Source organism: Rhodococcus sp. IEGM 1366 (assembly GCF_033142425.1).
GTDB classification, from domain to species: domain Bacteria; phylum Actinomycetota; class Actinomycetes; order Mycobacteriales; family Mycobacteriaceae; genus Rhodococcus_F; species Rhodococcus_F globerula.
In genome coordinates this window covers 332,800-346,378 of sequence record NZ_JAWLRZ010000003.1, presented here as the reverse complement: position 1 = coordinate 346,378, position 13,579 = coordinate 332,800, and the positions used below count along the sequence as shown (strand labels likewise).

The following is a 13,579-nucleotide window of genomic DNA, read 5'->3' as shown; positions in this document are numbered from 1 at the left end:
CATCATGTATTCACGTGACCCGAATCCGAATGTTTGCCACCGACCTCGACGGCACCCTGCTGCGCTCCGATCGAACGATTTCGGAGCGGACGGCGCAGGCGACGGAGAGCGCACGCTTGGCGGGAATCGAAGTGGTGTGGGCGACGGCTCGGGCTCGGCATTCGGTGCATACGTTGGCGAGCTCATGCGGGTTTCGGGGCAAGGCCGTGTGCGCCAACGGTGCTGTGATACTAGATCTTGCCGACGGTACACCGAAGATCGTCGATACTGTCTCGATCGAAACATCCTTGGCGGCAACGGCAATGGAACAAATCCGCACACTCGTTCCCGGCGTCGTGTTCGCGAATGTCGGGCCGACACAGTTCTTTGCGGAACCCGAATACGCTGCGCTGTGCGACTTCACGGATCACCACAGGCACGTCCACGAGATGGTTCTTGCCGATACGTTACCGCTGGAGATCGAACCGATGGTGAAGATTGTTGCCCGGCATCCGGACGTGTCGAGTTCCGATCTCTACCGAACCGCCGCGGCAGCCGGAATTACCGGCGTCGAACTCACTCATTCCGGTGCCCCGTACATGGAAATGGCAGCATCCGGGGTGTCCAAAGCCAGTGCACTCGCACAGTTGTGCGCCGCTGAAGGCATTGACCCGTCGGAGGTCGCGGCCGCAGGTGACGCCGTCAACGACCTGCCGATGTTGATGTGGGCAGGTACGGCGTTGGCGCCGTCGAACGCGCTACCGGAAATTCTCGAACTTGCAGACCGAGTGCTGGCGAGCAACGACGAGGACGGCGTCGCGAGCTACCTGGAGGAATTGGCGGCGGGCCGGTAGATCAGCCCGTGACGGCTTTCGGTCCGAAGCCCACACCGCAATCCGTCATGAACTCCGTGAATACGCGATCGAACCGGTCCGGGTAGTCCAGGTGCGGGAAATGTCCTGCGCGGGGGAAGATTTCGACCCGACCCAGGGGTAGTTCGGCGCGGGCGTTCTCGGTGTGCGCGTTGGGGATGATGGTGTCTTCGGCGCCCCAGACCAAGAGCGCCTGCAAGTTCTGGAACTTCGCGAAATGTGGTGTTGCGGCGACTGTTTGGCCCTGGTAATTGATCACCGAGCGGGCAGTGGCAAGGAAAGCCTGCCGGGTTGCGGCGTCGGATACCGTCGCAAGACTCTTGCGGGCTTCACTCGCGCTGGCACCCAATTTGAACAGCCCGATCTTGTTGAACAGTTCGAGAGCTTTGTCGGTGACGTCGGTCAGCGTCTTGGACGCCAGGACGGGAAGAACCAGTTCGCTGCCAGGCAAGGTTGCGGCCCGAAGGAGTGGGCTGACTTCGGGGCCGAGGCCACCGCTGGCCACCAGACACAGGCGCTCGACGCGGTCGGGGAACAGGTACATGGCTTGCATGGCAACACCGCCGCCGAGGGAGTGGCCGACCAACGTGGCCGAGGGGATGTCGAGTGCTTCCAGGAGATCGCGCACGGTCGCGGCGTGGGCACTCAGGGAGTAGTCGCCGGCCGGCTTGTCGGACGCTCCGTGCCCGAACAGGTCGGGTGCGATGACGCGGTAGCGCCGCGACAGCGTCTCGATCTGCGGTTCCCAATTGGTATGTGCGCCGAGAAGGCCGTGGATCAGGACGACAACGGGGCCTTTGCCCCGGTCGACGTATTTCAGCTGGTCACCGTGCAGTACAACGGTCTGCAATTGATCGGTTGCCATGGTTGAGCCTTTCGGAGCGGCCGGTTTGTCCAGCGCTCGCGTGTTGTGAGGGCCGCATCTCCGCCCCGACGCGGATTCACGGTATTTGTGACCGGGAGTTACCCCAGTTCCCTCAGTATGCCCATTGCAGGTCGTCCTGTCGTGGTCATACCGGGTGTTGTGACGAACCGCGATTGCTGTTGCGGCGGGAGACGTAGAACTCACTTGGCTGTGGATCAGGCAAAATCCTCGAGCTTTCCGAAGGTCAGAGCAACATCCCAGGGATGGACGTTCCACGTCTGGATGGCTGTTGTGGCGAAGATGCCTGCCGCTTCGATGGTCTCCTGCGACGCCGGCGCCGCGACGGAAACCCCTGGTTGATCGCTGGGAACCTCAGGCCAGACGCCGGTATCGGCGGGTGCGGGTGCTGCCTCCATGACGGCATTGGCTGCGCCGTCCTCGCTGATCACGGCAAACAGACAATGCGGCTGCGCTGGAGCGTCCCAACCACCCTGTTCTACCAGCCAGAATTCGCTGCGCGCCGCAGCGGAGAGAGCAACGTGTGCGAGTGCCAGCTCGAGTTCGTCCCACGGATCTCCGTCGACGGGGATGGGATCGCCGAGTTGGAACGATCCGGCGGCTTCGGCGTTGTCGGCAGAGGCGAAGCGCGGTTGCACCGACAGGGTGCCAGACTGTGCGTCCAGGAAGGCAATTTCTCGAGATCTGTTGTCCGGCATCATGGTACGGGCGATACGTCCACGACCGAGCAGCTCGGCAAGACCTTCGGGATTGTCGATGCTCCACAGACGGGTCTCGTCCTCGGACCAGGTGCGGATCATTCCACTGACGACAGGACTGATCAATACGGGTTCGAGATTCGTAGTTTCTGTCTGTTCACTCATCGCGCGCTCCCACCGAAGTTCGTACCGCCGGACGGGTTCCAGGGGACTCTCGGACAAGTATGCCGCCTCGCGCTGTGCGCCTTTACTAACCGCGGGCGGTTGGTAAAGGCGCACAGTAGGCGATCACATATGCGTGCCGCCATCGATGCGGATTTCGGTTCCGGTCACGAAGGAGCCGTCGTCGGATGCGAGCATCGCGATCACCCCTGCCACCGCGGACGGGGGAGCAAAACCGTCACCGATCGCGGGTAGCAGCTTGCCGAGCAACGTGTAGTCGATGTCGGCGGGGAATCCGGGGTCGGAGGTCATTCCCGACGCGATGCTTCCTGGCGCGACGGCAACGGCACGCAGTCCCTGCTTGCTGTATTCGAGAGCGAGTGCATGCGTAAAGGATTGGATACCGCCCTTGGATGCCGCATAGGCCGCCATGTAGGGGTGGGCAAACGTCGCGGAGGTGGAACTGAAGTTGACGACAACACCGTTGCCGCTTTCCAGCAGAGCGGGTAGCGCCTCGCGTGTCATGAGAAAGGTGCCGGTGAGGTTGACGCCGATGACGGTGTTCCAGAAGTCGAGCGACATCTCGTGGGTGCGTTCGGAGCGCAGAATTCCAGCGGCATTGACGAGGACGTCCAAACCACCGAGTGCCGTGATCGCAGAACCGATCTGTTGCCGAACGGAGTCCTCTTTCGAGATGTCGACGGTGACGACGGTGAGGCGGTCGCCATGGCCGGCGGCAGCTGCTGCGGCTCGAGTAAGTTCGAGTCCTGCTTCGGAAATATCCGCGGCAACGACGGTGCCGCCTTCTTCCAGGATTCGAGCCACCGTGGCTTGCCCGATGCCGGACCCGGCACCGCTGATGAGGACGCGCTTGTTGTCGAATCGGTTCATGAAAAATCTCCGGTCTGTGGAAGAAAACGGCGCTGCTACTTTTGATTCTCCGGAGAAGAAAAGCTCGAAACCAGGGGTTATCCCATTGAGCGAACACGTGGCAGTCGACGCTGAGCGAACCAGTGGCAGTTAACGCACTGCCGCAATCCAATTTACGTACAGCGCAAGGCTGTACGTAGCGCGGCGCTGGTCGGGTCACCGCGAGATGAAAGGAGGAATCCTGCTCGCCGACCATGCATTCCCCAACCGCCATGAGTCACGGGTGGAGCGAGTTTGACGCCAAAGCTCTTTGACCGTATTCCTGCTGCGAGGTCTTCGGCGAGCGTTAGGGCGAAAGATGCAACTTCGTAACGTGATCGTGCTGTGTGCTCGACACAAAAGCCCCCTCGGCCTTTGTGAGGCTGAGGGGGCTTCGGGTGTCGTTGCTACAGGCCTGCGGCCGTTGCCAACTCGGGCAGGTATGCACTCGGCTGGCCGAACAACTGCGCGCTGCTGTGCGCGCGCTTGAAGTACAGCTGAGCGTCGTGTTCCCAGGTGATCGCGATTCCGCCGTGCAACTGAACGGCTTCGGAGGTGATCTGCTGGAAGGCCTCCGAGCAGTACACCTTGGCGATCGCTGCGTCACCGGCTGACTGTGTGGCCACCGCGGCGTAGGTCATGGACCGAGCCGTCTCGACCAGCGTGTACATGTCGGCCATCCGGTGCTTGAGGGCCTGGAAGGACCCGATTGCGCGACCGAACTGTTTGCGAGACTTCGTGTATTCCACCGTCTGTTCGACGATGGCTGCGGCAGCACCCACCTGTTCGGCGGACAGTGCAATCAAGACAACCGTTCGGATGCGATCGACCAGATCCGCAGACCATGCGAGAGGCCGCCCGCGAACACCGGAGAACGTGATCTCCGAGAGCGTGCGCGTCGGGTCCATGGTGGGGACGCGTCGGCGGGAAACACCCTCGGCCTCGGGATCGACTTCGTAGAAGCCGTCGGCCGTCAGCACCAGCAAGGTATCGGCGACGTGTCCGTCGAGGACATAGGCAGCGGTGCCGTTCAACGCGTCTTCAGTGGCGGAGACTCCGAAGGAATCCCAGCCGCTCGCACCCGCCCAGCACAGTGCAAGTGTGCTTTCGCCGGCAGCAACGCCGGGGAGCAGACGCGAGCAGGCGTCGGCATCGCCCGAGAGCAACAGGGCCTGCGCAGAGAGAATCGCGGAACCCAGCATCGGCGACGGCGTCAGCGTGCGTCCGAGTTCTTCCTGGACCACATGAACTTCCGCCAAGCTTGCTCCGACGCCGTCGAACTCCTCGGGAATCGCCAGTGCGGCGACGCCGATCTGCTCGCACAGCTTGCTCCACAGCGCGGCGTCGTAACCGTTGTCCGTGGTGATGGCGGCGCGGACGGAAGCTGAGTCTGAATGCTTGCTCAGGAGATCGCGTACCGACGCGCGCAATGCTGCCTGGTCTTCGGTGTCGATGCTCATGACGCAACCAGGGATGCGACGACCCGGGCGCGGTGCTCGGACGGAGTGCCCCACGCGGTAAGCAATGCTCGTACCTTGGTGAGCCACAGCGAGAGATCGTGTTCCATCGTGTAGCCGATGGCGCCGTGAACCTGGAGTCCGACGCGAGCGGCCTTGTAGGCAGCATCGCCGCAGGCAACCTTGGCGGCGGAGATGTCACGCGAGGCATCGGCCGACTGATCGCGCACCGACAGCGCGGCGCCGTGCAGGAGCGGGCGAGCCATTTCGAGAGCGACGGCAACCTCGGCCAGGTGGTGCTTCATGGCCTGGAACTGTCCGATGACCTTGCCGAACTGCTTGCGCTGCTTTGCGTATTCGGTGGTGACCTCGAGGAGAGTCTGCCCGAGGCCCTGAAGCTGAGCAGCAGTGGCGAGGGCGCCCATGTCGAATGCGGCGGAGAAGTCGGCGGAGCCGAGCGACTCGCCGGCGGATACCTCGAAGAGCTTGCGCGAGAGGTCAACCGACGCCTTGGCTTCGCCGGGAACACCGAGGCTGACTGCGCCGTCCTGTGCCAGCAGAACCAGGTCAACAGAGTTGGCGTCGAGCGCAAACGGCGTGTGCGGGGGAGCTGCGACCGTGGCGAGCGAACCCTCGGCGAGAGCGGAGAGGCGCTCGGGTGCAACAGAAGCCAGCAGAGTCGGTGCTACTGCGATGGTTTCGACGACCGGGCCAGGTACCGCATGGCGACCGAGTTGCTCGAGAGCAACAACCAGGTCGACGGCGTCGGCGCCCAAACCGTCATGCTCTTCGGCGATGACAAGTCCGTTGACGCCGGTCTCGGCGAGGCGTTGCCACAGCTTCTTGCCTGGTGCGGTGTCACCGTCGTTCCAGGATCGGATGACGGCGGGCATGTCGGACTTGGTGAGCAACGCATCGATGCTCGCAGCGAAGTCCTGGTGGGAGGAGTCGAGCGCGAATCTCATCGGTCCGCCTTAGGTAGGCCGAGCAGCCGCTCAGCGATGACATTTTTCTGAATCTCGTTGGTGCCTGCGTAGATCGGGCCGGACAGGGAGAACAGGTATCCGTCCATCCAGTTGTCGGCCAGTTCGGCTTCTGGGCCCTGCAGTTCGAGGGCGGTCTCGTGGGTAGCGATGTCCCACTCGGACCAGAAGACCTTGTTGATCGAGGATTCGGCGCCGAGTTGTCCACCGTCGGCGAGACGGGTGACGGTCCCGAACGTGTTGAGCTGGTAGGCGCGTGCGCCGATCCAGGCGTCGGCGACCTGATTGCGCAGAGCGCTGTCGTCCGTGCGTCCGCTGGCCTTGTACAGCTCGAGAAGACGGTCGACGGTCGCGAGGAAGCGGCCGGGGCTACGCAGCGAGAGGCCACGCTCGTTGCTGGCGGTGCTCATCGCGACGCGCCATCCTTCGTTGACGCTGCCGATCACACCGGACTCACCCGGGTTGGCCGGGTCGTCGGGAACAAAGACGTCTTCGAGGAAGATCTCGGCGAAGCCGGGCTCACCGTCGAGCTGATCGATCGGACGCACGGTGACGCCGGGCGAACGGAGGTCGAACATGAAGTAGGTAATGCCCTTGTGGCGCTGCGCATCCGGATCGGAGCGGAACAGGCCGAAGCCCCAGTCCGCGTAGCTGGCGCGTGAGCTCCACGTCTTCTGGCCGTTGAGCAGCCAGCCGCCGTCGACCTTCTTCGCGCTCGAACGCAGGCTGGCGAGGTCGGAACCGGACTCGGGTTCGGACCAGGCCTGTGCCCAGATGTCGTCGGCGCGTGCCATGCGCGGCATGATGCGTGCCAGCTGCTCGGCGTTTGCATGTTCGAAAAGTGTGGGAGCCAGCAGGAAGATGCCGTTCTGGCTCACGCGTCCGGGTGCACCCGAGCGGTAGTACTCCTCCTCGAAGATGACCCACTCGAGTAGCGTCGCGTCGCGGCCGCCGAGTTCCTTGGGCCATGAGACAACGGCGTAGCCGGCGTCGGCGAGAGTGTGCTCCCACTGACGGTGTTCTTCGAAGCCCTCGGCGGTGTCCATCGACTTCAGGGGAGTGGCGGGCACATTCGCCTCCAGGAACGAGCGGACCTCGTCACGGAATGCGGTTGTGGCGTCGTCGAATACGAGATCCACTATTTTGTTCCTTCCTGCGGTGTGCGAGCACTGGCAGCCATAGCTTTGGCGTCGAGACCACCAAGCGAGTCTTTGCCTACCTCGGCGTTGTGAGCGTGAGCGAAGTGATGCAGACCGAAGACGGAATCGATGCCGTTACGCATCCCCATCTGATCCTCACACTGGTTGACGGCCTTCTTGGTGAGTGCCAATCCGAAGCGCGGCATCTCGGAGATGCGTTCGGCAAGTGCAAACGTCTCCTTCTCGAGATCGTCGCGGGAAACAACGCGGTTGACCATGCCGATTTCGTAGGCACGTTGCGCGGTGAACCGATCGCCGGTGAAGAGCATTTCCTTGGCAAATCTCGAGCCCACCATCCACGGATGGGCAAAGTACTCCACGCCGGGGATGCCCATGCGGACAACGGGATCGGAGAAGAACGCGTCGTCGGCGGCGACGATCATGTCGCAGACCCATGCGAGCATGAGGCCGCCCGCGATGCAGGCGCCCTGGACCATGGCGATTGTGGGTTTGGGGATCTCCCGCCACCGGCGGCACATTCCCAGGTACACCTCCATCTCGCGCGCGAAACGTTGGTCACCACCGGGCTTGTCGACGTGATCCCACCACATGGCGGCTTTGTTCTCGTACTCGACGTGATGGTCGCGGCCCGGAGTTCCCAGGTCGTGTCCCGCACTGAAGTGCGGGCCGTTGCCTGCCAGGACGATGACTTTGACGTCGTCGTCATCGACAGCGCGCTGGAAAGCGGCGTCGAGTGCGTACGTCACCACCGAGTTCTGGGCATTGCGGTACTCGGGACGGTTCAGGGTCACGACGGCCACAGTGCCGCGGACCTCGTAGGTCACGACATCGGCTTCGAAAGGAACGGTCATGACTGTTCCTCGCGCAGAACTGTTTTGAGGACCTTGCCGGAGGGATTACGAGGGAGGTGATCGACGAAGCGCACTTCGCGCGGCACCTTGAATCCGGCGATCTTCTCCTTGAGGAAAGCGATGACGGATTCTTCGGTCAGTCCGGCACCGTCGAGCTGAGCGATGTAGACACGGCCCACCTCACCCATCCGGTGATCGGGAATGCCGATGGCAGCCGATTCGTGGACACCGGGCAGACGAGCCAGCATTCCTTCGATCTCGGCGGGGTAGACATTGAAGCCACCGCTGACGTACATGTCCTTGAGACGGTCGGTGATGTCGAGATATCCACGCTCGTCGAGGGTTCCGACGTCTCCGGTGTGCAGCCAACCGTCGGCGTCGACGGCCTTGGCTGTGGACTCGGGATCGTCGAGATATCCGAGCATGACGTTCGGTCCGCGAAGCAGGATCTCGCCCTGGTCGCCGATCTTGACCTCGAAATCAGCCGTCGCGCGGCCCGAGCTCGTGGACACCGTGACCGGGTCGTCGTCGGTGCGGCACATGGTGGCCACCACTGCTTCGGTCAGGCCGTAGGCGGTGAGGACGGCGTCGAACAGTTCGCTTTGCATGCGCTCGACCAACGCGACGGGAACCGGTGCGGCGCCCGTGATGGCGATGCGCAGCGACGAGAGGTCGTACTCGCCGCGGCGAGGGTGATCGAGGATCGTCTGGTAGATCGTCGGCGCGCCCGGGAGGATGCTGACCTTCTCGCGGTTGATCAGTGACAGGGTCTCGTCGATGTTGAAGACGGACACCGGCACGATGGTCGCACCGTTGAGAAGGCAGACCAGAATTCCGGCCTTGTATCCGAAGGTATGGAAGAAGGGGCTGATGATCAGGAAGTTGTCATCGGCAGTGACCTCGGCATTGTCTCCCCATGCCTGTGCGACGCCGATCGACTGGCGATGAGCGCTGATGGCGCCCTTGCTGCGACCCGTCGTACCGGAGGTGAAGAGGATGTCACTGACATCGTCGGGCGTCACTGCTGTAGCCCGAGCGTCGGCTTCGGTGCGGGTGTCGTCCGTCGCGAGGGCGAGGAAGTCCTCGAACTCGATGACGCCGTCGCGAGCGTCGTCGCCGTCTACCGGTACGCGGATCACCGTCGGAATCGACAGGTCGGGATTAGCGTCGAGCAACTGCTGGTATCGATCGGCCTTGAGGAACTTGCCGACGACTACCAGGGCAGCAGCGTCGACGCGCTCGACGATGTCGAGTGCCTCGGTGCCCGTGTATCTGGTGTTGATCGGGATAATTGCTGCTCCGGCGTACTGCGCGCCCAGAAGCGCAATCACCCAGTGGTGGGTGTTGGGCGCCCAGATGACAACACGGTCGCCTGCCTTCACTCCACGTGTGATCAGTGCGCCCGCAAAATCACGAACACGCTGGTGCAACTGTGCAAAGGTCAGTCGGGTGTCGCCATCGGCAATTGCCGCGAGCTCACCGAACTCCTCGGCGGCCCTGATAAGGGCTGATGGGATGGTTCTCGGTTGATCGGTCACTGGACTCCTACCTGACACGCTACCTAGCAAGTGCTTGGTAGGTTATCTTACATATGTGGACCAGAGCGAGAGCCCGGACGGGCAGATGACCGACGACGAGTTTGCGGCAGAAGTTTCGCAGTGGCTGGCAGAGAACCTGACCGGCAAATTTGCCCAGCTCAAGGGTAAGGGCGGACCGGGCAGCGAGCATGAGTTCTTCGAGCAACGCCTCGAGTGGGACAAGCATCTCGCGGCCGCGGGCTGGACGTGCCTTGGATGGCCGAAGGAGTTCGGTGGCCGCGGAGCGACCATCTCCCAGCAGGTTGTCTTTCATCAGGAGTACGCGAAGTCGGGTGCCCCGGCACGCGTCAGTCACATCGGCGAGGAACTTCTCGGTCCGACCCTGATCGCCTACGGAACCGACGAGCAGAAGCGTCGCTTCCTTCCGGGCATCAACACGGTCAGCGAGCTGTGGGCGCAGGGGTACTCCGAGCCCGGAGCCGGCTCCGACCTTGCCAACGTCTCGACGACGGCCCGTCTCGAAGACGGCAAGTGGATCATCAACGGCCAGAAAGTGTGGACGTCGCTCGCGCACGTTGCGCAGTGGTGCTTTGTCGTGTGCCGCACCGAGGTCGGATCCAAGCGTCACCAGGGCCTGAGCTTCCTGCTGGTGCCATTGGATCAGCCCGGTGTGACCGTGCGTCCCATCCAGCAGCTCACCGGCACCTCCGAATTCAACGAGGTCTTCTTCGACGACGCCGTCACTGACGCAGACCTCGTGGTCGGCGAACCGGGTGAAGGCTGGAAGATCGCCATGGGCCTGCTCACCTTCGAGCGTGGTGTGTCAACACTCGGTCAGCAGATCGGGTTCGCCCGCGAACTCCAAGGCGTCGTAAAGCTGGCGAAAGCCAATGGCAGCGACCAGGATCCGCACATCCGCGAGAAGATCGCCCGCGCCTGGGTCGGGCTACGCGTCATGCGCGCCCACGCTATGCGTACTCTCGACGCGGTCGACGCCGGAACCGGTGGCGGCGAAGCATCCGTCGCAAAACTGTTGTGGGCCAACTGGCATCGCGACCTCGGGCAGCTCTCGATGGACGTCCAAGGTGCGTCGTCGTTGGTCGCACCGTGGGAGAATTCCGAAGGCCAGCCATCGGACATCACCGATCCCGAACATCTCGAGTTGGACGAGTGGCAGCGACTGTTCCTCTTCACTCGCGCCGACACGATCTACGGCGGCTCCAACGAAATTCAGCGCAACATCATTTCCGAGCGTGTGCTCGGTCTTCCCCGAGAGGCTCGCTAAATGTCTGACTCCACAGTGGTTTCGCCCTTGTCCGTAGCGCCGGAGGAAACTCCGGGCCACGGATTGCTGAAGGGCAAGAAGGCCATCATCACCGCCGCTGCGGGAACGGGTATCGGTTTCTCGACCGCGCGTCGTGTCCTGATGGAAGGCGGCGACGTCCTCGTCTCCGACTTCCACGAGCGTCGTCTCGGTGAGACCGTCGAGAAGTTGAAGGCCGAATTCCCCGGCCAGCAGGTCGAATCGATCATCTGCGACGTCTCCAGTACCGCACAGGTCGACGCACTCTTCGACGGCGCAGCCGAGAAGCTGGGTCGCATCGACATCGTGGTCAACAATGCAGGCCTCGGCGGGGAAACACCGGTCGTCGACATGACCGATGACCAGTGGGATCGTGTCATCGATATCACCCTCAACAGCACGTTCCGTGCGACGCGCGCCGCACTGCGTTACTTCAAGAGCGTCGAGCACGGCGGTGTGCTCGTCAACAACGCATCGGTTCTCGGCTGGCGTGCACAGCATTCGCAGGCCCATTACGCAGCGGCCAAGGCCGGCGTCATGGCCCTGACGCGTTGCAGTGCGATCGAGGCTGCCGAGTACGGCGTCCGCATCAACGCCGTTTCGCCGTCCATCGCCCGCCATGCCTTCCTGGCAAAGGTCACCAGCGAAGAACTGCTGGACCAGTTGGCGTCGGGTGAGGCTTACGGCCGCGCGGCCGAAGTGTGGGAAATCGCTTCGGTGATCGCGATGCTGGCGAGCGACTACACGACATACATGACTGGTGAGATCGTTTCTGTTTCTTCGCAGAGGGCGTAGGCCTGCCGTGCGCCTTTGTGGTAGCACCGACTACCAGAGCGGCGCACAGTGAAGCCCTGGATAGGATTGAATTCATGACGCCATCCCGAAATTCCGACGACACCGCAGGGAAATCCGGTCGCCGCGACGAGCTTCTCGCGATCGCGGCGGGCCTGTTTGCCGACCGCGGAGTACGGGCGACGACGGTACGCGATATTGCCGATGCAGCCGGGATACTGTCGGGCAGTCTCTATCACCATTTCGATTCCAAGGAGTCGATGGTCGACGAGATTCTGCATCAGTTCCTCGACGACTTGTTCGGCAAGTACCGCGAGATCGTGGCTGCAGGTCTTGACAGTCGGGCAACGCTCGAAGCGCTGATCGTCACGTCGTACGAAGCGATCGACGCGTCGCATTCGGCCGTCGCGATCTATCAGGACGAGGTCAAGCACCTGGTCGCAAACGAGCGATTCTCGTACCTGGTCGAACGCAACACCGAGTTCCGGGACCTGTGGGTGGGAGTACTCGAGGCGGGGGTCGCTGACGGAAGTTTCCGCTCCGATCTCAATATCGAACTGGTCTTCCGCTTCATGCGCGACACCGTCTGGGTTGCCGTGCGTTGGTACCGGCCGGGTGGCACATTGACCGCGCACACCGTTGCAGCTCAGTACCTCGCAATTGTTCTCGACGGACTCTCTGATCCGTCTGCGGCAGCTGCCGCACCCAAAACTACTGCTGCACTATCGAACTAGGAGTAAAGATCATGTCCGAGGTTTACATCGTCGATGCCATCCGCACCCCGATCGGTAAGCGCGGCGGCGCACTGTCGGGAGTGCACCCCATCGATTTGGGCGCACACGTCATCAAGGCCGTTGTCGAGCGCACCGGTATCGATCCGGCAGAGGTCGACGACGTCATCTTCGGTTGCGTCGACGCCATCGGTGGCCAGGCCGGCAACATCGCCCGCATGTCTTGGCTCGCAGCAGGATTGCCCCAGCACGTTCCCGGTGTGACGGTGGACCGTCAGTGTGGTTCCAGCCAGCAGGCCGTCCACTTCGGTGCACAGGCAATCCTCTCCGGCACCGCAGACCTGATCATCGCCGGTGGCGTGCAGAACATGAGCCAGATCCCGATCTCGGCAGCGATGATCGTCGGCCAGCAGTACGGATTCGACACTCCCTCTTCCGGTTCCGTCGGCTGGACGGAGCGCTACGGCGATCAGGAAGTGTCGCAGTTCAAGGGCGCAGAGATGATCGCCGAGAAGTGGGATGTCAGCCGCGAAGACCTCGAGAAGTGGGCACTGCGGAGCCATGAGCGCGCCAAGGCTGCCATCGCAGCAGGCCGTTTCGACAACGAGATCGTCACCATGGGCGACGCGACCGTCGACGAAGGCCCCCGTGAGACCAGCCTCGAGAAGATGGCGTCGCTCAACGTCCTCGTCGAAGACGGCCGGATGACAGCTGCTGTCGCAAGCCAGATCTCGGACGGAGCGAGCGCACTGCTCCTGGCGTCGGAAGAAGCCGTCAAGAAGCACGGCCTCAAGCCCCGCGCCCGGATTCATCACCTCAGCGCCCGCGGTGACGACCCCATCTTCATGCTCAGCGCGCCCATTCCGGCAACGCAGCATGCGCTGGAGAAGACGGGTCTGACCATCGAGGACATCGACATCGTCGAGATCAACGAGGCTTTTGCTCCCGTTGTCCTCGCGTGGATCAAGGAAATCGGCGCGGATCCGGCCAAGGTCAACGTCAACGGTGGCGCAATTGCCCTCGGTCACCCGCTCGGCGCCACCGGCACCAAGCTGATGGCAACGCTGCTCAACGAGCTCGAGCGCACCGGTGGGCGCTACGGCCTGCTCACCATCTGCGAGGGTGGCGGCACCGCAAATGTGACGATTATCGAGCGTCTCTGACAAATCTGCTGTGGGGCGGTGTTTTACCCCCCCGGGGGGACAACGCGCCCCCCCCATTCTTGGGGGGTGTCGCCCCCCCCCCCCCGCCCCGGGGGTGT

13 protein-coding genes are annotated in these 13,579 nt (G+C 62.8%); 5 read left to right on the top strand and 8 right to left on the bottom strand.

Going from position 1 to position 13,579, the window contains the following annotated elements; translation table 11 throughout:
- The first annotated feature begins 14 nt into the window (after positions 1 to 14).
- A complete protein-coding gene (locus tag R4P64_RS11365) occupies positions 15 to 833 on the top strand; it encodes an HAD family hydrolase (RefSeq protein WP_317820797.1) in 819 nt (272 codons plus the stop codon).
- A gap of 1 nt (position 834) precedes the next feature.
- On the opposite strand, the gene R4P64_RS11360 is transcribed toward R4P64_RS11365, so the two are convergent.
- The 8 genes from R4P64_RS11360 to R4P64_RS11325 form a co-directional block, all read right to left on the bottom strand.
- A complete protein-coding gene (locus tag R4P64_RS11360) occupies positions 835 to 1,716 on the bottom strand; it encodes an alpha/beta fold hydrolase (protein WP_317820795.1) in 882 nt (293 codons plus the stop codon).
- Positions 1,717 to 1,931: 215 nt separating this feature from the next.
- Entirely contained in the window at positions 1,932 to 2,597 is a 666-nt protein-coding gene (locus R4P64_RS11355; protein WP_317820794.1) for a hypothetical protein, read from the bottom strand.
- Positions 2,598 to 2,720: 123 nt separating this feature from the next.
- Entirely contained in the window at positions 2,721 to 3,485 is a 765-nt protein-coding gene (locus tag R4P64_RS11350; protein ID WP_317820792.1) for an SDR family NAD(P)-dependent oxidoreductase, read from the bottom strand.
- A gap of 425 nt (positions 3,486 to 3,910) precedes the next feature.
- Positions 3,911 to 4,963, bottom strand: coding sequence for an acyl-CoA dehydrogenase family protein (locus R4P64_RS11345; protein ID WP_317820790.1), 1,053 nt, complete (start codon positions 4,961 to 4,963; stop codon positions 3,911 to 3,913).
- Positions 4,960 to 5,925: an acyl-CoA dehydrogenase family protein gene (locus tag R4P64_RS11340; protein WP_233363989.1), complete on the bottom strand. Its 966-nt coding sequence runs from the start codon at positions 5,923 to 5,925 to the stop codon at positions 4,960 to 4,962. Before R4P64_RS11340 ends, R4P64_RS11345 begins: the two co-directional genes overlap by 4 nt.
- Positions 5,922 to 7,082: an acyl-CoA dehydrogenase family protein gene (locus tag R4P64_RS11335; RefSeq protein WP_317820788.1), complete on the bottom strand. Its 1,161-nt coding sequence runs from the start codon at positions 7,080 to 7,082 to the stop codon at positions 5,922 to 5,924. Before R4P64_RS11335 ends, R4P64_RS11340 begins: the two co-directional genes overlap by 4 nt.
- Positions 7,082 to 7,954, bottom strand: coding sequence for an enoyl-CoA hydratase (locus R4P64_RS11330; protein WP_317820786.1), 873 nt, complete (start codon positions 7,952 to 7,954; stop codon positions 7,082 to 7,084). The genes R4P64_RS11335 and R4P64_RS11330 overlap by 1 nt, the downstream gene beginning before the upstream one ends.
- Positions 7,951 to 9,492 carry a FadD3 family acyl-CoA ligase gene (locus R4P64_RS11325; RefSeq protein WP_045068549.1) on the bottom strand — a complete coding sequence of 514 codons (1,542 nt, stop codon included), beginning with the start codon at positions 9,490 to 9,492 and terminating at the stop codon, positions 7,951 to 7,953. The genes R4P64_RS11330 and R4P64_RS11325 overlap by 4 nt, the downstream gene beginning before the upstream one ends.
- Positions 9,493 to 9,547: 55 nt before the next feature.
- Here R4P64_RS11325 and R4P64_RS11320 point away from each other — a divergent pair, with 55 nt between their 5' ends.
- The 4 genes from R4P64_RS11320 (at position 9,548) to R4P64_RS11305 (ending at position 13,481) form a co-directional block, all read left to right on the top strand.
- A complete protein-coding gene (locus R4P64_RS11320; RefSeq protein WP_317820783.1) occupies positions 9,548 to 10,777 on the top strand; it encodes an acyl-CoA dehydrogenase family protein in 1,230 nt (409 codons plus the stop codon).
- On the top strand, positions 10,778 to 11,590 hold the full coding sequence (locus tag R4P64_RS11315; protein WP_172935854.1) for an SDR family oxidoreductase: 813 nt from the start codon (positions 10,778 to 10,780) through the stop codon (positions 11,588 to 11,590).
- 74 nt (positions 11,591 to 11,664) lie between these two features.
- Entirely contained in the window at positions 11,665 to 12,321 is a 657-nt protein-coding gene (locus tag R4P64_RS11310; RefSeq protein WP_045068555.1) for a TetR/AcrR family transcriptional regulator, read from the top strand.
- Positions 12,322 to 12,332: 11 nt separating this feature from the next.
- The gene (locus tag R4P64_RS11305; RefSeq protein ID WP_317820780.1) at positions 12,333 to 13,481 is read left to right on the top strand and encodes an acetyl-CoA C-acetyltransferase; all 1,149 of its coding nucleotides are present in this window, start codon (positions 12,333 to 12,335) and stop codon (positions 13,479 to 13,481) included.
- Positions 13,482 to 13,579 lie beyond the last annotated feature (98 nt).